The following is a 20,999-nucleotide window of genomic DNA, read 5'->3' on the forward strand; positions in this document are numbered from 1 at the left end:
CTGCCTATGTCTTTTACAGCTACTAGCCCAATCATTGATGAAACAGCAGTAACTTCTCTTTATCGCTTAGAAGGTGAACAGTTGGCTCGCAAAGAAGCGCGTGACCGTGAACTAGCCTCTATTTTAAAGGGAGAAGACAAGCGTATCTTGCTTGTGATGGGACCATGTTCATCAGATAATGAGGAAGCGGTGATGGAGTATGCTCGTCGCCTTGCAGCCCTTCAAGAAGAAGTCAAAGATCGGGTCTTCATTGTGATGCGGGTCTATACTGCCAAGCCTCGGACCAATGGAGATGGCTATAAAGGTTTGATGCATCAGCCGGATACTGCTTCAGAACCAAGTTTTGTAGCTGGTTTAAAGGCAGTTCGTCGCCTACATCATCGAGTGATTACCGAAACCGGATTGACTACAGCAGACGAACTTTTGTATCCTGAGACCTACCCATTTGTTGAAGATTTACTTTCCTATGTTGCTATTGGGGCCCGTTCTGTAGAAGATCAAGGCCACCGCTTTGTGGCAAGTGGAATCTCAGTCCCAACGGGATTGAAAAATCCAACATCTGGAAATCTGTCTGTCATGTTTAATGCGATTTATGCTGCACAGCATGGGCATCATTTCTTCTATAATGGTCGTTCTGTGGAGACAAATGGAAATCCATTCGGACACGCTATTCTGCGTGGAGCTTTAGACACGAATGGGAAAAACATTCCAAACTACCACTATGAAGATTTGCTAGAAGCTGCTCATCGTTACCAAGCCTTGGGCTTGCAACATCCATTTATCTTGGTTGATACCAATCATGATAATTCTGGGAAAAAATTTGCTGAACAGATTCGCATTGTCAGAGAGACCCTTAGTAATCGAAGCTGGAATCCAATTATCCATGATGTGGTTCGTGGATTTATGATTGAATCTTATCTGGAGGACGGTCGTCAAGATCAACCAGAAGTATTTGGTCAATCAATCACAGACCCATGCTTGGGTTGGGAAAAGACAGAAAGCTTAGTACGAGAAATATATCAGTATGTAGCTGAATAAGAGGAGAGGGCTGGAGAAAACATTCTCAGCCCTTTCCTTCTTAAATGGAGTTGCGGATAGAGAATTATCAAAGAGGAATAGATATGATTGTTGGACATGGGATAGATATCGAATCGATCCAATCCATTGAAGAGGCCTACCAGAGACATCCCAGATTTGCTACCAAGGTATTGACAGAGACAGAACGAGAACGGTTCGATCAATTATCCGGGAAACGGAAAATGGAATACCTGGCCGGACGATGGTCTGCAAAAGAAGCCTTTTCCAAGGCTTGGGGAACAGGAATTGGTCCAGTAGGATTTCAGGATCTGGAAATTCTAACCAATCAAAAAGGAGCTCCCTATTTTTCTAAAGCCCCTTTTAGTGGAAAGATATGGGTTTCGATTAGTCACTCAGGCGATTTAGTTTCGACCAGTGTCATTTTGGAGGAAAGAAATGAAAGCTAGTATACATAGACCAACGCGAGCATATGTGGATGTGGAGGCTATTGCCTATAATGTTCGACAAATACAGGACCATATTCCGAAAGAGACCTTGACCTTTGCGGTTGTCAAGGCCAATGCATACGGCCATGGGGTTCAGCCAGTGGTAGAACGCTTATTGCCAATGGTAGATGCTTTTTGTGTCTCCAACCTAGACGAAGCCATAGAAGTTCGCCAAGTAGCTGGTGAAAAGCCGATTTTAATTTTGGGAGTTGCTCCAATAGATTTCATAGAGATTGCCATCAAAGAAGGAATTCGTTATACAGTGGCTAGTCTCGAGTGGTTGAAATCTTTATTAGCTAAAAAGTCTGATTTGACTGGTTTGAAGCTTCATATTAAAGTGGATTCAGGAATGGGACGGATTGGTTTTCGTTCAGCCGAAGACTTGCAAGAGGCTATGATCTTATTAAGAGACCATGGAGCAGAAGTGGAAGGGATCTTTACTCATTTTGCTACAGCTGACGAGAAAGATGACCGTCATTTCCAAGGACAATTGCAACGGTTTAGGACCCTGTTGGAGCTCTTACCCTATACTCCAGAAATCGTTCATGCCAGCAATTCAGCAACGACTTTATGGCATGCTAATACCATTTTTAATGCTGTCCGACTGGGCGATGTCATGTATGGCCTCAATCCAAGTGGAAGAGAGTTAGAACTACCTTACAATATTCGACCTGCTTTAAGTTTGGAAACAGAATTGGTGCATGTCAAGCCACTAGAGGTGGGGCAGACAGTTGGCTATGGAGCGACCTATCAGACTACTGAGGAAGAGTGGATTGGGACCATTCCGATTGGCTATGCAGATGGCTGGACTAGAGATATGAAAGGTTTCCATGTCCTTATTGATGGGCAATTCTGTCCAATTGTCGGTCGCGTATCCATGGACCAAATCACCATTCGCCTACCCAAGGCCTATCCGATTGGGACCAAGGTGGTATTGATCGGATCGGATGGTAATCTAGCTATCACGGCAACGGATGTAGCAGCCTATAGAGGCACGATCAACTATGAGGTGGTTTGTGTCTTGAGCGATCGCGTACCAAGAGTTTATCGTCCAACAAAGGAAGTCAGTGGGAAGTAAGCTGTTTAAGTTTTCCTAGCTTCCTTTCATAAAAAGTTCGAGATGAAAGAGGTTGATGACGGAGGTCCCAGCCTCCTTTCTTATCTAGGAGGAATGAATGAACTTACACCAACCACTCTCTGTCCTACCAGGAATTGGACCAAAATCAGCAGAGAAATACAAGAAATTGGGAATCGAAACGGTTGAAGATCTCTTGCTCTACTTTCCATTTCGATATGAAGATTTTAAATCAAAAAATGTTTTAGACTTGGAAGATGGAGAAAAAGCGGTCGTTTCTGGACTTGTCGCAACTCCAGCCAATGTTCAATATTACGGCTACAAACGCAACCGTCTTCGCTTCACCATTAAACAAGGGGAGCTGGTGTTAGCAGTTAGTTTCTTTAACCAGCCCTATCTAGCGGACAAGATTGAACTGGGGCAAACGGTGGCTGTCTTTGGTAAATGGGACAAGGCCAAGGGAGCCTTGACAGGGATGAAGCTACTCGCGCAAGTCGAAGATGACCTTCAACCGGTCTACCGCTTGGCTCAAGGGGTGAGTCAGACTGCTCTAGTGAAGGTTATCAAAACAGCTTTTGAAGCAGGCTTGGACCAACTATTGGAAGAAAATTTGCCCCAAGTCCTAATGGACAAGTACCAGTTGCTTTCTCGCAGGCAGGCGGTTAGAGCCATGCATTTTCCCAAGGATCTTGAGGAATACAAGCAGGCCCTGAGACGAGTGAAATTTGAAGAACTGCTCTTTTTCCAATTGCAACTGCAGGTCTTGAAGGAAGAAAATCGTTCAGTCGGGCAGGGAATTGTACTGGATTGGGATGAGAAGAAGCTAAAAGCTCTTCAAGCCAATCTTCCCTTTGCTTTGACAGAAGCCCAGGAGCGGAGTCTGAAGGAAATTCTAGCAGATATGCGCTCTCCTTACCACATGAATCGTCTCTTGCAAGGGGATGTCGGAAGTGGAAAAACTGTCGTTGCTGGACTAGCCATGTATGCTGCTGTGACAGCTGGCAAGCAAGCAGCTTTGATGGTACCGACAGAAATTTTGGCCGAGCAGCATTTACAAAGTTTGACCTCTCTTTTTCCTAATCTTAGAATCCTTCTTTTGACAGGAAGTCTGAAAGCTGCGGAGAGACGAGAGCGATTGGCTTCGATTGAAGCAGGGGAAGTGGACCTTATTGTGGGAACCCATGCCTTGATTCAGGAGGGAGTCCATTTCCATGATTTAGGCTTGGTCATTATTGATGAGCAGCACCGTTTTGGTGTAGCCCAAAGACGGATCCTGCGTGAAAAGGGCCAAAATCCTGATGTCTTGATGATGACAGCAACCCCAATCCCTCGGACCTTGGCGATCACTGCTTTTGGTGATATGGATGTTTCGATTATCGACCAAATGCCAGCTGGTCGAAAAGACATCATCACCCGATGGGTCAAGCACCAACAGTTAAACTTGGTTTTGGATTGGTTGGTTAAAGAAATTCAAAAAGGATCCCAAGCCTATGTTATTTCTCCCTTGATTGAAGAATCTGAAGCCCTGGACCTCAAAAATGCTATTGCCTTAGAGGAAGAATTGATTGCCTACTTCGGAGATCGTGCCCGTATTGCCCTCCTCCATGGCAAGATGAAGGGGGAAGAAAAAGAGGCCATTATGCAGGCCTTCAAGCAGGGAGAAATTGACTTGCTAGTTTCGACAACCGTTATCGAAGTCGGGGTCAATGTTCCCAATGCCACCGTCATGATTATCATAGATGCAGACCGCTTTGGCTTGAGCCAATTGCACCAGCTGAGAGGTCGGGTAGGACGTGGTGATAAGCAGTCTTACGCGGTCTTAGTTGCCAATCCCAAAACAGAATCTGGCAAGCGTCGGATGAAAATCATGACTGAAACAACCAATGGGTTTGTCTTGGCAGAAGAAGATCTCAAGCTAAGGGGCTCTGGGGAAATCTTTGGAACGCGTCAATCAGGCATACCAGAATTTCAAGTGGCCAACCTCATTGAAGATTATCCAATCTTAGAGGAAGCGCGAAAGGTAGCTGTTCAGGTGGTGACAACTCCTAATTGGCGGGAACACCCAGACTGGCACTGTCTGTCTCTACATTTGGAACAGAAAGAACACCTGGATTAAGAAGTGATAAAAGAGAGTGAGACAGAAATCGGTCATTCGTTAGAATTCGATTTCGTCGTCCCACCTCCGCACAGTTGAGTAGGGCTGTAAAAGCTGATGAAATCAGCGTAGTAGAGCCCACTCAACCACTGCATCTTGCTCGACAATCCAAAGACAATTGAGAGGCTGGGACTTTTGTCCCAGCCTCTTTTATCTTATTTTAAGTTTGTGGACCTATAATTCTAAAAAACAGAAAAGAGGTCCTAGCTATGAGAACCATGTTAAAATTCATTTTGTCCGTCATTATCTCAGTTCATCAAAGCTATTTTTAACTTCAAAAGGCGGATGGATTAACCATCACGCCTTCTATCCTTATTTTACCCTTCCATATAGTCTCTTAATTCTTCATCTTTTAAGCCAGCATTGATGGCAATCAAGAGTTTTAACCGAGCCTTGGCGGCATTGAGCTCTTTCACAAAGAAGATGCCACGATCGTGAAGTTGAACTCCGCCCCCGTCGTAAGCATAGACGGGTTCTGCAATCCCGTTAAAACAACGGGAAACCAAGGCAATGGGAAGACCGGCTTCCTGAAATTCAAAGAGTTTCTCAGCTATTTCCTTAGGAAGATTTCCTGCTCCAAAGGCTTCAATAATCAAACCATCCATTTGATGGACATCTAGTAGATCAAGGAGTTCTGTTTTCATGCCAGCATAGGCGGAAATAATGGGGACGACTCCCTTGATTTCTTGCAAATCAAAACGCACACGGGGTTCAGCTGTTTTGAAGAAAAGAACTTCTTTTTTCATAACCAATCCTAGAGGACCATGTGTTGGGGTCTGGAAGGTGCTGACATTGGTTGTATGTGTTTTGGTCACGTACTTTGCTGCATGGACTTCATCATTCATCACGACCAAGACACCCTTGTCTTGTGATTTGGAATCTGCCGCAACTCGGATGGCCGTCAGATAGTTATAGACACCGTCACTTCCTAATTCGTTGGAGCTTCTCATGGCTCCTGTCAGTACTACAGAAATAGTTGGCAAGTCCATGGTATCTAAGAAGTAGGCTGTTTCTTCGAGAGTATCGGTACCATGGGTGATGACAATACCATCATACTGGGAAGCCTCTTTCTGAATCTTATGATAGAGTTGCAACATGTGCTGAGGAGTTACATGAGGGCTTGGTAAATTTAAAAAATCTTCTGAAGTGAGCTCAATCCCAGCTAGTGACAAATCAATATGGTTCATGGGGTTGGCTGAATTGGTCACGACAGCTCCTGTGGCGTCAGCCTGCATGGAGATGGTCCCTCCTGTATGAAGGGCCAAAATTTTCTTAATCATGTGTGTCTCCTTGAAATGTGTGTTATAATTTATTGTATCATAAAACGGAAAGAAAGCAGTTATCATGGAAATAAAAGCGGTCTTTTTTGACATTGACGGAACCTTGGTCAATGATAGTCGAATGGTTTTAAAGTCAACTGAAAAAGCCATTCGCGCCTTAAAGGAACAAGGGATTTTTGTTGGTTTGGCGACAGGGCGAGGACCGTTCTTTGTCCGTCCTTTTATCGAGCGTTATGACTTTGATTTCGCAGTCACCTATAATGGTCAGTATATTTTTACCAAGGACAAGATTTTATCTGCCTCTCCGATTGATAAGAAGAATCTTCGTCTCTTAATTGAATATGCAAAGAAACATCGCATCGAAATTGCTTTAGGGACAGAAGATGGAGTCGAAGGCTCTCGCATTATGAGTTTTGGGATGAGTCCGATTTCTCAATGGTCTGCACGTTTTGTACCGAAAGGTTTTTCGAAGGCAGTTAGTCAGGGCTTCAACAAGGTAGTCAGCAAGGCTGTTCCTCAGGATCAAAAGCAACTGCTACAAATTGCTCAAGGACCGGTTTATCAGGTTCTCTTATTAGCTAGTCCCAAGGACACCCAAAAAGTTGAGCAAGCTTTTCCTGAATTAAAATTCACTCGTTCTAGTCCCTTTGCGGCAGATGTCATCAACCCTGATAACTCAAAAATGGAGGGAATTCGGATTGTAGGAGAAGAATTTGGCTTCTCGATGGACCAAGTTATGGCTTTTGGTGATTCGGATAATGACTTAGAGATGCTTTCGGGTGTCGGTCTGTCGATTGCGATGGGGAATGGGACCAGCAAGGTCAAAGAAGTGGCTCAGCACACAACGACTAGTAATACCAAGGACGGAATTCAAAAAGCGCTGGAACATTTTGGAATTATTACGGATCAGACTCTTTTTGTCAGTCGCGACGACCACTTTAATAAGGTCAAAGCCTTCCATCAACTCATGGATGGTCAAACTCAGGAAGAACCAAAGGCCTGGGACAATCAAGAGGCTCTTTACCGAACCATGTTTAAGCAGGAAGAATTGGTTGAATTTATTCGGGCAGCTAGTAAGGATGAAGCAATCTTCGATCGTTCAATTGAAAAATTGCATCAAGCTCTAGATGAGGCAGCGAATAAGGTTCGCAGCAAGCATCCCGCCGAGATCTCCATGGTAGGGCAGGTCGATGCCTTGATTGATACGCTGTATCTGACTTATGGTAGTTTCGTTCTAATGGGGGTCGATCCTGAAGAGGTCTTTGAGATTGTTCACCGCGCCAATATGGGGAAAATTTTCCCAGATGGTCAGGCTCACTTTGATGAAGTCACGCATAAAATTTTAAAACCAGACGACTGGGAAGAAAAGTATGCACCTGAACCAGCTATTCAAAAAGAGCTGGAACGGCAAATCAAAGCTTATCAAAAACATTGCTCTGAAAAAACAGTAGAATCTGAAGAAAATAAAAGAGAGTGGGACAGAAATCGGTAATTCGTTAGAATTTGATTTCGTCGTCCCACCTCCGCACAGTTGAGTAGGGCTGTAAAAGCTGATGAAATCAGCGTAGTAGAGCCCACTCAACCACTGCGTCTTGCTCGACAATCCAAAAACAATTGAGAGGCTAGGACTTTTGTCCCAGCCTCTTTGTTTTTTATAAAGTTTATAAGGTCTTTTCGGTCTCACGCACCACTAACAAATCAACTTTGGCATGGCGGAGGATGTATTCAGAAGAAGAGCCAACTAGTAAACGTTCAAAAGCATTTAGACCAGTCGCCCCAACCATGATGAGATCAACTTCCTCTGCTTCAGGGATATCAGTCGCTAAGAGGACTTTTGGATTTCCCATTTCGACCACTGAAGCAATATTTTGGACACCGGCTTCTTTTGCACGTTTGATATAACCTTCTAATAGTTCATTAGCCTCTGTTTGGAATCCTTCATACACTTCGGCATCAAAACTAGAGACACTTTGTAAGGCACGTGTATCAACGACATGAGCAAGGGTAAGTTTTGAACCGTTTCGCAAGGCTACATTCACACCTTTCTCAAAAGCGAGTTCAGCTTCGCGAGATCCATCAACTGCAACCATAATGTTTTCGTATTTTTGAGACATGTTCCGTCCTCCTTTAGTGCTTGAAAACGTGAAAATGAAATGGATGAGCCCATTTATGTTACCTATAATTATATTTTAAACTTTTTAGCATAGAAAGTAAAGGTCAAATAAGCTATCTATAGGATTTCATCTAGAATGAAAGAGGTTGCTCAGTTGTACTCAAGATTAACTAGTGGTATAATGGAAGCAGTTTGATAAAGTGAGGAAAAAATCATGAAAGAATACAATAAGTCCGTCAAGCTAGAGCACGTTGCTTACGATATTCGTGGTCCAGTATTAGAAGAAGCGATGCGCATGCGGGCAAACGGGGAGAAGATCCTTCGCTTAAATACAGGAAATCCGGCTGAATTTGGTTTCACGGCTCCCGATGAAGTCATTCATGATTTGATTATGAATGCTCGGGATAGTGAAGGGTATTCAGATTCAAAAGGAATTTTTTCTGCCCGTAAGGCAATTATGCAGTATAGCCAATTGAAAAAGATTCCGAATGTTGAGATTGATGACATTTATATTGGAAATGGTGTCAGTGAGCTAATCGTGATGTCTATGCAAGGCTTGTTGGATAATGGCGATGAAGTACTTGTACCGATGCCAGACTATCCTCTATGGACAGCAGCGGTCAGCCTAGCAGGTGGTAATGCAGTGCACTATGTCTGTGATGAAGAGGCTGAGTGGTATCCTGATATTGAAGATATCAAGTCAAAAATCACTTCAAACACCAAGGCTATCGTCGTGATCAATCCCAATAACCCGACCGGGGCTCTCTATCCAGATGAGGTGTTGTTGGAAATCGTCGAGATTGCGCGCCAACATGGCTTGATTATCTTTGCGGATGAAATCTATGATCGCTTAGTTATGGATGGAGAAAAACATACTGCGATTGCCAGCCTGGCTCCAGATTTGTTCTGTGTCAGCATGAACGGTTTGTCCAAATCACACCGCATCGCGGGCTTCCGTGTGGGCTGGATGGTTTTGTCTGGACCCAAACACCATGTGAAAGGCTATATCGAAGGTTTGAACATGCTCTCTAATATGCGCCTGTGTTCAAACGTCTTGGCTCAACAAGTGGTTCAGACTTCTTTGGGAGGCTACCAGTCAGTGGACGAACTCTTGCTTCCAGGTGGTCGAATCTACGAACAACGGAACTTTATCTATAAGGCCATCAATGATATTCCAGGACTCTCAGCTGTCAAACCAAAAGCCGGTCTCTATATCTTCCCTAAGATTGATCGAGAAATGTACCGAGTAGATGATGATGAGCAATTTGTCTTGGAATTCTTGAAACAAGAAAAGGTTCTTTTGGTTCACGGACGTGGATTCAACTGGAAAGAGCCAGATCATTTCCGGATCGTTTACCTTCCTCGAGTAGAAGAATTGGCTCAAATTCAAGAGAAGATGACCCGTTTCTTAAAACAATACAAACGATAAGCAGATAGAGAGAGTGGGACAGAAATCGTTAATTCGTTAGAATTCGATTTCTTCGTCCCACCTCCGCACAGTTGAGTAGGGCTGTAAAAGCTGATGAAATCAGTGTAATAGAGCCCACTCAACTACTGCGTCTTGCTCGACAATCCAAAGACAATTGAGAGGCTGGGATTTTTGTCCCAGCCTCTTTTTTGACTGAGTGAAGCGAATATTTTGTTACATAAGGATAATTATTCTGAATTGAATAGAATTGTAGAAAAAATAAATAATTTTCAGATAATTTGATTGAAATTCCCTCGCTTATATGATATACTTTAGCTGACTATATGCGAGGTTTATTATGGCTAAATTATTAGAAAAAACGAGAAAAATTACATCTATCTTGAAGCGTTCTGAAGAACAGTTGCAAGACGAAATGCCTTACAATGCAATTGCCCGTCAACTGGCTGATATCATTCATTGTAATGCTTGTATTATTAATAGCAAGGGGACTCTCCTTGGTTATTTCATGCGTTACAAGACTAATAATGACCGGGTTGAGGCTTTTTTTGACAATAAAAAATTACCAGAAGATTATGCTAAAGCAGCTAGTTTAGTCTATGATACAGAGGCAAATTTAGATGTGGACCACGATTTAAGTATCTTTCCAGTAGAGACCAAGTCTGAATTTCCTGATGGCTTGACGACCATTGCTCCTATTCATGTATCTGGGATTCGCTTGGGATCTTTGATTATCTGGCGCAATGATAAAGAGTTTGATGACGATGATTTGATCTTGGTTGAGATTGCTAGTACAGTAGTTGGGATTCAAATGTTGAACTTCCAACGAGAGGAAGACGAGAAAAATATTCGTCGCCGTACTGCAGTCAATATGGCTGTGAACACCTTGTCCTATTCAGAATTGCGGGCAGTTTCTGCTATCCTTGGTGAATTGAAAGGAAATGAAGGACAGTTGACGGCTTCTGTCATTGCGGATCGGATTGGTATTACGCGCTCTGTGATTGTCAATGCGTTGCGGAAGCTGGAGTCAGCAGGAATTATTGAAAGTCGTTCGCTTGGGATGAAGGGAACCTACCTCAAAGTGTTGATCCCAGATATTTTTGAAGAAATTAAGAAAAGAGACTACTAATGACTAAAGCGTTAATTTCGATTGACTACACCTTTGATTTTGTAGCGGATGAAGGTAAGCTTACTGCAGGAGCTCCTGCACAAGCCATTTCTGAGAGCATTGCCCAGGTGACCCAGTGGGCCTTTGATCAAGGTGCCTATGTCTTTTTTGCTATTGATGCTCATGAAGGGAATGATCCCTTTCATCCAGAGAGCAAGCTTTTCCCACCCCATAATATCATTGGGACCAGTGGGCGGGACTTGTACGGCCCCTTAGCTGATTTTTATCAGCAACATCAAGCTGATCCACGCGTCTTTTGGATGGACAAGCGTCATTATTCTGCTTTTTCGGGAACTGACTTGGATATCCGTCTTCGAGAACGTGGCGTGGATACTGTTGTTTTGACGGGAGTCTTAACGGACATTTGTGTCCTCCATACAGCGGTTGATGCCTACAATCTTGGCTATCAGATTGAAGTGGTAGAACCGGCAGTAGCGTCGCTTACTCCTGAAAACCACCAGTTTGCTTTAAATCATTTCAAACATGTTTTGGGAGCAAAACTTGTGAATGAACAATTAGAAGAATGTTAAGAAGAGAGTTCGAGGAGAGAGGCCTAATGGCTACGCTTCCTTGGACTCTATTTTCTTGCCAAACTACCGCATAAATACTAAAAATATGGTAAAATAGAGGGTATTGAAAAATCATCATTTCACGAAAGGAAGCAAGATGAAAATTACGCAAGAAGAGGTAACACACGTTGCCAATCTTTCAAAATTGAAATTCTCTCCAGAAGAGACAGCTGAGTTTGCGACAACCTTATCGAAGATTGTGGATATGGTGGAATTGTTGGAAGAGGTGGACACAACCGATGTGGCTCCAACAACGACCATGGCGGATCGCAAGACTGTATTGCGTCCGGATATTGCTGAAAAAGGGACGGACCGTGACCGTTTGTTTAAAAATGTACCTGAAAAAGATAATTACTACATCAAGGTACCAGCTATCCTAGAAGATGGAGGAGATGCCTAATGTCATTCAACCATAAAACCATTGAAGAGTTGCACGACCTCCTTGTCTCTAAGGAAATTTCAGCAACCGAATTGACCCAAGCGACGCTTGATGATATCAAGGCGCGTGAAGAAGCAATCAATGCCTTTGTAACGGTGGCCGAAGAAGCTGCCCTTGCACAAGCCAAGGCTATTGATGAAAAAGGAATCGATGCAGACAACCTCCTATCAGGGATTCCGCTCGCGGTCAAAGACAATATCTCAACAGATGGTATCTTGACGACTGCGGCATCAAAAATGCTCTATAACTACGAGCCAATCTTTGATGCGACAGCTGTTGCCAATGCCAAAGCTAAAGATATGATTGTCATCGGGAAGACCAACATGGATGAATTTGCCATGGGTGGATCTGGTGAAACTTCATATTATGGACCAACCAAGAATGCATGGGACCACAGTAAGGTGCCTGGTGGATCTTCTAGTGGTTCAGCAGCTGCTGTAGCTTCAGGTCAAGTCCGTTTGTCCCTTGGTTCAGATACTGGTGGTTCTATCCGCCAACCAGCTGCCTTCAACGGGATTGTTGGTCTCAAACCAACTTATGGAACAGTTTCACGTTTTGGTCTCATTGCCTTTGGTAGCTCACTCGACCAAATTGGTACTTTCTCACCAACCGTTAAAGAAAATGCCCTCTTGCTCAATGCTATTTCCAGCGAAGATGCAAAAGACTCTACTTCTGCTCCAGTCCGCATTACTGACTTTACTTCTAAGATTGGTCAAGACATCAAAGGCATGAAGATTGCCCTTCCTAAGGAATACCTTGGGGAAGGGATTGACCCAGAAGTCAAAGAAACTATCCTCAATGCGGCTAAACACTTTGAAAAATTGGGAGCAACTGTCGAAGAAGTCAGCCTGCCTCATTCTAAATACGGGGTTGCCGTTTATTACATCATCGCTTCATCTGAAGCTTCTTCAAACTTGCAACGTTTCGACGGGATTCGCTATGGTTTCCGTGCGGAAGATGCTAAAAACTTAGATGACATCTACGTGAACACTCGTAGCCAAGGCTTTGGCGATGAGGTCAAACGCCGTATCATGCTTGGTACCTTTAGTTTGTCATCTGGTTACTACGATGCTTACTACAAGAAAGCTGGTCAAGTCCGTACCCTCATTATCCAAGACTTCGAAAAAGTCTTTGCGGATTACGACCTTATCCTTGGTCCAACAGCTCCAAGTGTAGCCTTTGATTTAGATTCACTCAACCACGACCCGGTTGCCATGTACTTGGCTGACCTCTTGACCATTCCAGTTAACTTGGCAGGTCTTCCAGGGATTTCGATTCCTGCAGGTTTTGCTCAAGGTCTTCCAGTTGGTTTGCAGTTGATTGGTCCCAAGTATTCTGAAGAGACCATCTACCAAGCTGCAGCGGCCTTTGAAGCAACGACGGATTACCACAAGCAACAACCCCTTATTTTCGGAGGTGACAATTAATGAACTTTGAAACAGTCATCGGACTTGAAGTCCACGTTGAATTGAATACAAACTCAAAAATTTTCTCACCAACCTCTGCCCATTTTGGAAACGAGCAAAATGCCAATACCAATGTGATTGACTGGTCTTTCCCAGGGGTGCTTCCTGTCTTGAACAAGGGTGTTGTGGACGCTGGGATCAAGGCTGCTTTGGCGCTGAATATGGATATTCATCAGCACATGCACTTTGACCGTAAGAACTATTTCTACCCTGATAATCCAAAGGCCTACCAAATCTCACAATTTGACGAACCAATCGGATACAACGGTTGGATTGAAGTGCAATTGGAAGACGGCTCAACTAAGAAAATCGGGATTGAACGGGCTCACTTGGAAGAAGATGCTGGTAAGAACACCCACGGAACAGACGGTTTCTCTTATGTAGACCTCAACCGTCAAGGGGTCCCATTGATCGAAATCGTATCTGAAGCAGATATGCGTTCTCCAGAAGAAGCCTATGCTTATTTGACAGCTTTGAAAGAAGTCATCCAGTACACTGGTATTTCAGACGTCAAGATGGAAGAAGGATCGATGCGGGTGGATGCCAACATTTCCCTTCGCCCATACGGCCAAGAGGAATTCGGTACCAAGACGGAGTTGAAAAACTTGAACTCCTTCTCAAACGTCCGTAAAGGTCTTGAATACGAAGTACAGCGCCAAGCGAAAATCTTGCGATCAGGTGGGGTCATTCGTCAAGAAACACGCCGTTATGATGAAGCGAATAAGAGCACCATTCTTATGCGTGTCAAAGAAGGAGCAGCGGATTACCGTTACTTCCCAGAACCAGACCTTCCCTTGTTTGAAATCTCAGATGAGTGGATCGAGGAAATGCGTACGGAGTTGCCAGAGTTTCCAAAAGACCGTCGGGCTCGCTATGTGGCAGAGCTTGGCTTGTCTGACTATGATGCCAACCAATTGACAGCGACGAAAGTCACTTCTGACTTCTTTGAAGCAGCTGTAGCCCTTGGTGGCGATGCTAAACAAGTGTCTAACTGGCTCCAAGGGGAAGTCGCACAATTCTTGAATGCAGAAGGCAAAACGCTGGAAGAAATCCAATTGACACCAGAAAATTTGGTCGAAATGATTGCTATCATCGAAGATGGAACCATTTCTTCTAAGATTGCCAAGAAAGTCTTTGTTCACTTGGCGAAAAACGGTGGCGGTGCGCGTGAATACGTTGAAAAAGCTGGTTTGATACAGATTTCAGATCCTGAAGTCTTGATCCCAATCATCCACCAAGTCTTTGCAGACAATGAAGCAGCCGTAGCTGACTTCAAGTCAGGGAAGCGGAATGCGGACAAGGCCTTCACCGGCTTCCTTATGAAAGCAACCAAAGGCCAAGCCAACCCACAAGTAGCTCTTAAACTACTTGCCCAAGAATTGGCTAAGTTGAGAGATAGTGAATAATAACAGGCCCCAAAGGTATCTTTTAGATTCATGACAAAGACATCTTAGAAACTTTCCTTAGGTGAGTACGGACGTCAGCGAACTTCGAAGAAGTTCCATGACTAATTATTGAGCCTAGGGTCTCAATAATTCCGAGTGCTAGAAACAATCGTGTTTCTAGCACTTTTCTCACAGCGGAAAGTTTCAATATATGTTTACATTCTAACAGGCACCTTTTAGTGTCTGTTTTTACTTTTTTAAAAGGAATAAAAAATGGATTTTAATTGACAAAGTCTTCTGGATTTAATACAATAAAAAACAGACTGGCGGTTTGTTTTTGGGGGAGAATTACTTGAAACAAGAAATGAAATCAAAAAGAAGTAAAGATCAAATTATTCAAGCAGCCTTGTCCTTGTTTTCAAATAAAGGCTATAAAGAAACAACGATGGCTAATTTAGTAACAGTGACAGGATTGTCAAAAGGGGCTGTTTACCATCACTTTAAAAGTAAAGAAGAGATTCTACAGCTCTTAATGGAGAAAGAAACGAACTCCCTCTCAACTTTTCTAGAAGAATTGTCAAAAAACGAAGGAGTTTCATCAACAGATCGTCTATTACAATTAGTTGATTATTTAATAGGCAATGAGAATATGAAACAGCTTACTGGTATAGACTGGGCACAAAAGATACCGTTTGGTTTGTTGTTTTCTTTAAAAAATACGGTAAATATTCTTTCCAAATATGTAGGAATAATCATTCATCAAGGAAATGAGAAGGGCGAATTTTCTTGTAAATATCCTTTAGAGACAGCTACAACACTATCTCTATTAATTGATGTGTGGCTTGATCCAACTATATCAGGTGAAGAAATGATATCATTCTCACAAAAATTAGACTATATCGCATATTATTTAAACAGTAGTGGTGTTCCTGTTTTAACAGAAAAAAGGTGTCAAGAGATTAATAAGTTTCTTCTTAAAGGAGGAAGAAGATGAATCGGTTGTTAAGATTCTTATTTATTTTACTTATCATCGCCATGTCTGGAGCGATTATTTTTCAACTATTCTTTCCAATCTATATGGGAAGTCATTCAGGATATGGTGTTTCTGTCGGTTGGCAGCGGGAGATTGGGATTTGGAATGTGGCAGTTCTTGTGATTCTCATTGCTGTTAATCTCAAATATGATTGGTTTTATCTTCGTACGGTTTTATTGGCCTTGATCATTGGTGGGCTTGGGATTGGGACCAATCATTTATTTGCTTATCTCAACTATCATTTGCCAGTAAATGCTATTGGAACTTTTGAAAATTATCTTCTTGTTCTGGGCTGGATTGTCGGTTGGAAATTAGAGTCATCTCGGACCGATAATTAAGATATTAATCGTCTGTTTCTTCTTGACAAAGTTTGTGAAAGGGTTTACAATATGGTTGTCGGGTTTCCTGAAAGGGAATTGCAATTCATGGAAAAATAGGAGAATCATATGGAAACAATGAAAGCTGCCCGCTGGCATGGCAAGAAGGACGTTCGTATCGAAGAAGTAGAAGTCCCTAAAGTACAACCTCATCAAGTAAAGGTTGCGGTCAAATTCACGGGAATCTGTGGGACAGACTTGCATGAATACTTGGATGGGCCAATCTTCATTCCAACAGAAGAGCATGTTTATTCTGGCCAAAAAGCACCCGTTACCCTCGGTCACGAGTTTGCTGGAGAAATTGTTGAGGTTGGAAGCGATGTGACTCGTGTTAAAGTCGGTGATCGTGTGACGATTGAACCAATTTTGGCAAAACACAACTTAATTGGTGACTACAACCTTGATCCAAACTTGAACTTCGTCGGTCTTGCGGCAGATGGTGGGTTTGCTAAATACTGTGTCCTAGATGGAGATTTAGTCCATGTGATTCCAGACAGTTTGAGCTATGAGCAAGCAGCGCTTACAGAACCTGCTGCTGTAGCCGTTTATGCAGTTCGTCAATCTGCTTTGAAAACAGGCGATACAGCTGTTATCTTTGGTTTAGGCCCAATTGGTCTTTTGATCGTGGAAGCCCTTCGTGCAGCTGGTGCTTCAAAAATCTATGCGGTTGAATTGTCTCCGGAACGTCAAGCCAAAGCAGAAGAGCTGGGTGCCATTGTGGTTCGTCCAGAAGAAGGTGAATCAATCGTTGAAGCCATTCATCGCTTGACGGATGGTGGAGCGGATGTGTCTTATGAAGTAACAGGGGTTCCTGTTGTTCTTGGACAAGCTCTTGCAGCAGTTCATAAGGCTGGTGAGTGTATGGTTGTTTCTATTTGGGAACGCGAAGCCAGCATCAATCCAAATGAATTCGCCATTCAAGAAAAGACCCTTAAAGGGATTATCGCTTATCGCCACATCTTCCCTAAAGTATTGGAATTGATGGAACAAGGCTACTTCTCTGCTGAAAAATTGGTTACCAAGAAAATCAAATTGGAAAATATCGTTGAAGATGGCTTTATCGAATTAACGCAAGATAAATCTCAAATCAAGATTTTGGTTGAGCCGTAATTCACCATCTAAACGGAATTAGACCAGTCCATGTGGACTGGTTTTTTTACTAGGGAGGACAATATAAAAAGATAGTATAAATTAAGAAAACGCTTGCATAAATAATTCTTACATGCTATACTGGTTGAACACTAATCATTTTAAGGAGACAGAATAGATATGAAACAGAATTCTTCTGTGACAGGCGATAAGCAAGTTGTCTATGCGATTCGTCGGTTAAAAAATGGCGTTGGTTCGGTGGCGATTGCGACGAGCTTGGCCCTCTTAACAGCCTTTGCTGGTCCAGTCAGTGCGGATGAGGTGGGCAATACCCCCGCACCAGCTTCAGAAGTGGTGACATCCCCGTCAAATGAAGCAAGCACTTCTTCATCGGATGTGAAACCAGCTACGAACACTGGAACAAGTGAAACTCCAAAAGTAGCAGAAGAAAGTGTCACTGCGCCTGATAATGTAAGCGTCCTCACTGAAGGAGTGGCTTCTCCTCAGTCTGAGAAGGCAGAGGAGCCGATTGCTGATCAGACTATCCGGATTCACGTGAAAAAGCTACCAGAAGAAAACAAGGAAACTCAGGGGCTCTGGACCTGGGATGATGTTGAAAAACCTTCGGAAAACTGGCCGACGGGTGCTCAATCCTTTAAGGATGCAAAGACAGATGACTACGGCTATTATCTAGATGTCAAGCTTAAAAATGATCAGGCTAAGAAGATTAGCTTCCTCATCAACAATGTTAAAGGGGACAATATCACGGGGGACAAGTCCATTGAATTGCTCTCTCCAAAAATGAATGAAGCTTGGTTGGATGACAAATTTAAAGTCTATTCTTATCAACCTCAAGCAGAGGGAACAGTCAGAGTCAATTACTATCGGACAGATGGAAATTATGACAAAAAATCTCTCTGGTATTGGGGAGATGTAGAGAATCCGAGTAGTGCTGCTTGGCCGGATGGGACAGATTTTGTAGCGACAGGGAAATATGGTCGTTACATTGATATCCCCCTAAAGGAAGCTGCAAAAGAATTTGGTTTCTTATTATTGGATGAGAGTAAGTCTGGAGACGATGTGAAAATTCGACAAGAAGATTATAAATTTGCTGATTTGAAGAACCACAGCCAAATTTTCTTACGGGACGATGATCCGACTGTTTACACCAACCCATACTATGTCAACGATATCCGTATGACGGGTGCCCAGCATGTCGGTAAGGAAAAGATTGAAGCCAGCTTTTCGACCTTGGCGGGGGCACAGAAAGAGGAGTTGCTCAAACGAACCAAGATCACAGATGCTCAAGGAAATTCTGTCACCATTAAGGATCTTCTTTTAGATGAAGCAGGGAAGAAAGTGACCTATACGGGGGATTTCTCTCAGGTTGATCAGTCCTATACGGTTCAATATGACAATGACCGCTTCACCACCAAAATGAACTGGCGCCTCAAGGATGAAGCCTATAGCTACGATGGAACGCTCGGAGCTCATCTTCATGAAGGAGGGAAGAAGGTTGATCTCACCCTCTGGTCACCAAGTGCGGACAAGGTATCCGTTGTCATCTATGACAAGAATGATTCTGAAAAACTAGTTGGCCGTGTGGCTCTAGAAAAAGGGGAGCGAGGAACTTGGAAGCAGACCCTTTCTGCTGATTCAGGACTGGCTATCCAAGATTATACAGGCTATTTCTACCAGTATGAAATTGAACGCCAAGGGAAAACCTTCACGGTCCTTGATCCGTATGCCAAATCGTTGGCAGCTTGGAATAGTGAATTGTCCAAGACAGATGCGGTTCATAAGGTAGCAAAAGCAGCCTTTGTGGATCCAAGTAGATTAGGTCCGAGCGACTTAACCTATGCGTCCATTCCAAACTTTAAGAAGCGCGAAGATGCTATCATCTATGAAGCCCATGTCCGGGACTTCACTTCTGATCCGGCTTTAGCATCAGAGCTTAAGAGCCAATTTGGGACCTTTGCTTCCTTTGTTGAAAAATTAGATTACCTCAAAGACCTTGGTGTAACGCACGTTCAACTATTGCCAGTTCTGTCTTATTACCACGTTAATGAATTGAAAAACAGTGAGCGCTTGTTAGAGTATGCCTCAAGCAATAGCAACTACAACTGGGGCTATGATCCACAGAACTACTTTGCCTTAACAGGTATGTACTCAACAGATCCAAGCAATCCTCAAAAACGAATTGAAGAATTCAAGAATTTGGTCAATGAAATTCACAAGCGTGGAATGGGAGTCGTGCTTGACGTTGTCTATAACCATACAGCTAATGTGGACATCTTTGAAGATATCGAGCCAAATTACTACCATTTCATGGATGCGGACGGTACACCTCGGACAAGCTTTGGTGGTGGACGCTTGGGAACAACCCACTACATGTCCAAACGAGTCTTGGTCGATTCAATTAAGTATTTAGTAGATACTTATAAGGTGGACGGTTTCCGATTTGACATGATGGGTGACCATGATGCGGCCTCTATCGAAGAAGCCTACAAGGCGGCTCGGGCTCTGAATCCAAATCTCATCATGTTGGGAGAAGGCTGGGTGACCTATGCAGGTGATGAAAACAGTCCTGTACAACCAGCAGACCAATCCTGGATGAAGAAAACAGACACCGTTGCCGTATTCTCAGATGATGTTCGAAATAATCTAAAATCTGGCTATCCAAATGAGGGACAACCAGCCTTTATCACCAATGGAAAACGGAAGATTGCGACCATCTTTAAGAATCTCATCGCGCAACCAACCAACTTTGAGGCAGATAGCCCAGGTGATGTCATCCAATACATTGCGGCCCATGATAACTTGACCCTCTTTGATATTATCGCTCAGTCTATCAAGAAGGACCCTAGTATCCCAGCCAATAATGCAGAGATTCATCGTCGCTTGCGTCTAGGAAACCTGCTCGTTCTGACAGCTCAAGGAACACCGTTCCTTCATTCTGGTCAGGAATATGGTCGAACCAAGCAATTCAAGGATCCAGCTTACCGCACGCCTGTTTCCGATGACAAGGTTCCAAACAAATCTCATTTATTAGTAGATGAAAATGGAAAGCCATTTGACTACCCTTACTTCATCCACGATTCTTATGACTCAAGCGATGCCATCAACCACTTTGATTGGGAAAAAGCAACCAATGAAGCTCTCTATCCAGAGAATACTCGCTCTCGCGCCTTTACCAAAGGATTGATTGCCCTTCGTAAGTCAACAGACGCCTTCCGCATGGACAACATGGAAGAAGTGAAGAACCGCGTCAAGCTCTTGACGATTCCAGGTGAGAATGGAGTCGAAGAAGAGGATCAGGTGATTGGCTACCAAATCACTGCCAGCAATGGAGATGTCTATCTAGTCTTAGTAAATGCCGATACCAAGGCGCGTGACTTTGCATTAGGAACGGACTTCGAACGCTTTAGAAAGGCAGATGTTCTAGTGGATGGTGAACGAGCAGGTATTAGCAATCTAACTGATCCAAAAGGAATCTCTTGGACAGAAACAGGCCTTCGACTAGATGCTTTGACAGCAACTGTCTTGCGTTTGTCTACTAAGGAAGAAGCTGAAAATCCTGTTCTTCCAAATCGTCCTGAATACCATACACCGGTATCTCCATCTCCAGAGAAAGTCCTTCCTCCACAAACTGTTAAACCGACGTCACAACTTCTTGCTCAAAAGAAAGAAGAGCCAGAGGTTCAAGCTTTAGCTCCTCATCCTGACTCTGCGTCAGTTGAACATGGAGAAGAAGCAAGTCCAGCTCGCGCGCTTCCTGAAACAGGAGAAGCGAGCTCCAACCTAACTAGCTTAGCTGGGCTCCTTCTCTTAGGAGGTCTCGGGTTAGGAATGGCTAAGAACGGGAGAAAAGAAGAATGAAATCTTCTAGATGGGATTTAAA

At 43.4% G+C, this 20,999-nt stretch carries 17 protein-coding genes; 15 read left to right on the forward strand and 2 right to left on the reverse strand.

The genetic code is table 11. The annotated features are described in order from the left end of the window. Positions 1–6 precede the first annotated feature (6 nt). The 4 genes from I2C87_RS00390 to recG all read left to right on the forward strand — a co-directional run bounded on the left by I2C87_RS00390 (position 7) and on the right by recG (position 4,714). Positions 7–1,038 (forward strand): 3-deoxy-7-phosphoheptulonate synthase, encoded by a 1,032-nt coding sequence (locus I2C87_RS00390; protein WP_195323643.1) that lies wholly within the window; start codon positions 7–9, stop codon positions 1,036–1,038. A gap of 83 nt (positions 1,039–1,121) precedes the next feature. Beyond that, positions 1,122–1,484 carry a holo-ACP synthase gene (acpS, locus tag I2C87_RS00395; protein ID WP_195323644.1) on the forward strand — a complete coding sequence of 121 codons (363 nt, stop codon included), beginning with the start codon at positions 1,122–1,124 and terminating at the stop codon, positions 1,482–1,484. Beyond that, positions 1,474–2,601: an alanine racemase gene (alr, locus tag I2C87_RS00400; protein WP_195323645.1), complete on the forward strand. Its 1,128-nt coding sequence runs from the start codon at positions 1,474–1,476 to the stop codon at positions 2,599–2,601. The genes acpS and alr overlap by 11 nt, the downstream gene beginning before the upstream one ends. 97 nt (positions 2,602–2,698) lie before the next feature. Then, positions 2,699–4,714, forward strand: coding sequence for an ATP-dependent DNA helicase RecG (recG, locus tag I2C87_RS00405; RefSeq protein WP_195323646.1), 2,016 nt, complete (start codon positions 2,699–2,701; stop codon positions 4,712–4,714). 356 nt (positions 4,715–5,070) lie between these two features. Here recG and I2C87_RS00410 read toward each other — a convergent pair whose 3' ends face one another. Continuing rightward, positions 5,071–6,033, reverse strand: coding sequence for an asparaginase (locus I2C87_RS00410; protein WP_195323647.1), 963 nt, complete (start codon positions 6,031–6,033; stop codon positions 5,071–5,073). A gap of 64 nt (positions 6,034–6,097) precedes the next feature. Here I2C87_RS00410 and I2C87_RS00415 point away from each other — a divergent pair, with 64 nt between their 5' ends. Next, a complete protein-coding gene (locus I2C87_RS00415) occupies positions 6,098–7,525 on the forward strand; it encodes a Cof-type HAD-IIB family hydrolase (RefSeq protein WP_195323648.1) in 1,428 nt (475 codons plus the stop codon). 169 nt (positions 7,526–7,694) lie between these two features. Here the strand turns inward: I2C87_RS00415 and I2C87_RS00420 are convergent, their stop codons facing one another. Next, the gene (locus I2C87_RS00420; protein WP_023024222.1) at positions 7,695–8,147 is read right to left on the reverse strand and encodes a universal stress protein; all 453 of its coding nucleotides are present in this window, start codon (positions 8,145–8,147) and stop codon (positions 7,695–7,697) included. A 213-nt stretch (positions 8,148–8,360) separates the two neighbouring features. Between I2C87_RS00420 and I2C87_RS00425 the strand changes: the two genes are divergently transcribed. The 10 genes from I2C87_RS00425 (at position 8,361) to I2C87_RS00470 (ending at position 20,977) form a co-directional block, all read left to right on the forward strand. Next, the gene (locus I2C87_RS00425; protein ID WP_195323649.1) at positions 8,361–9,575 is read left to right on the forward strand and encodes a pyridoxal phosphate-dependent aminotransferase; all 1,215 of its coding nucleotides are present in this window, start codon (positions 8,361–8,363) and stop codon (positions 9,573–9,575) included. Positions 9,576–9,912: 337 nt separating this feature from the next. Further along, the gene (gene codY, locus I2C87_RS00430; RefSeq protein ID WP_023024217.1) at positions 9,913–10,701 is read left to right on the forward strand and encodes a GTP-sensing pleiotropic transcriptional regulator CodY; all 789 of its coding nucleotides are present in this window, start codon (positions 9,913–9,915) and stop codon (positions 10,699–10,701) included. Further along, entirely contained in the window at positions 10,701–11,270 is a 570-nt protein-coding gene (locus tag I2C87_RS00435; protein WP_023024215.1) for a cysteine hydrolase family protein, read from the forward strand. Before codY ends, I2C87_RS00435 begins: the two co-directional genes overlap by 1 nt. A 136-nt stretch (positions 11,271–11,406) precedes the next feature. Next, positions 11,407–11,709: an Asp-tRNA(Asn)/Glu-tRNA(Gln) amidotransferase subunit GatC gene (gene gatC / locus I2C87_RS00440; protein WP_023024213.1), complete on the forward strand. Its 303-nt coding sequence runs from the start codon at positions 11,407–11,409 to the stop codon at positions 11,707–11,709. Next, positions 11,709–13,175 carry an Asp-tRNA(Asn)/Glu-tRNA(Gln) amidotransferase subunit GatA gene (gene gatA, locus I2C87_RS00445; protein ID WP_195323650.1) on the forward strand — a complete coding sequence of 489 codons (1,467 nt, stop codon included), beginning with the start codon at positions 11,709–11,711 and terminating at the stop codon, positions 13,173–13,175. Before gatC ends, gatA begins: the two co-directional genes overlap by 1 nt. Beyond that, on the forward strand, positions 13,175–14,620 hold the full coding sequence (gene gatB, locus I2C87_RS00450; protein WP_195323651.1) for an Asp-tRNA(Asn)/Glu-tRNA(Gln) amidotransferase subunit GatB: 1,446 nt from the start codon (positions 13,175–13,177) through the stop codon (positions 14,618–14,620). Before gatA ends, gatB begins: the two co-directional genes overlap by 1 nt. Positions 14,621–14,951: 331 nt before the next feature. Then, positions 14,952–15,593, forward strand: a complete 642-nt coding sequence (locus I2C87_RS00455; protein ID WP_195323652.1) for a TetR/AcrR family transcriptional regulator — start codon at positions 14,952–14,954, stop codon at positions 15,591–15,593. Further along, entirely contained in the window at positions 15,590–15,970 is a 381-nt protein-coding gene (locus I2C87_RS00460) for a hypothetical protein (RefSeq protein ID WP_195323653.1), read from the forward strand. The genes I2C87_RS00455 and I2C87_RS00460 overlap by 4 nt, the downstream gene beginning before the upstream one ends. Positions 15,971–16,078: 108 nt before the next feature. Next, positions 16,079–17,119: a 2,3-butanediol dehydrogenase gene (locus I2C87_RS00465; protein ID WP_129270127.1), complete on the forward strand. Its 1,041-nt coding sequence runs from the start codon at positions 16,079–16,081 to the stop codon at positions 17,117–17,119. Between the two features lie 159 nt (positions 17,120–17,278). After that, positions 17,279–20,977 carry a pullulanase gene (locus I2C87_RS00470; protein WP_195323654.1) on the forward strand — a complete coding sequence of 1,233 codons (3,699 nt, stop codon included), beginning with the start codon at positions 17,279–17,281 and terminating at the stop codon, positions 20,975–20,977. Positions 20,978–20,999: the final 22 nt, after the last annotated feature.

Source organism: Streptococcus sp. 1001283B150225_161107_H12 (genome assembly GCF_015552665.1).
Taxonomy (GTDB): Bacteria; Bacillota; Bacilli; order Lactobacillales; family Streptococcaceae; genus Streptococcus.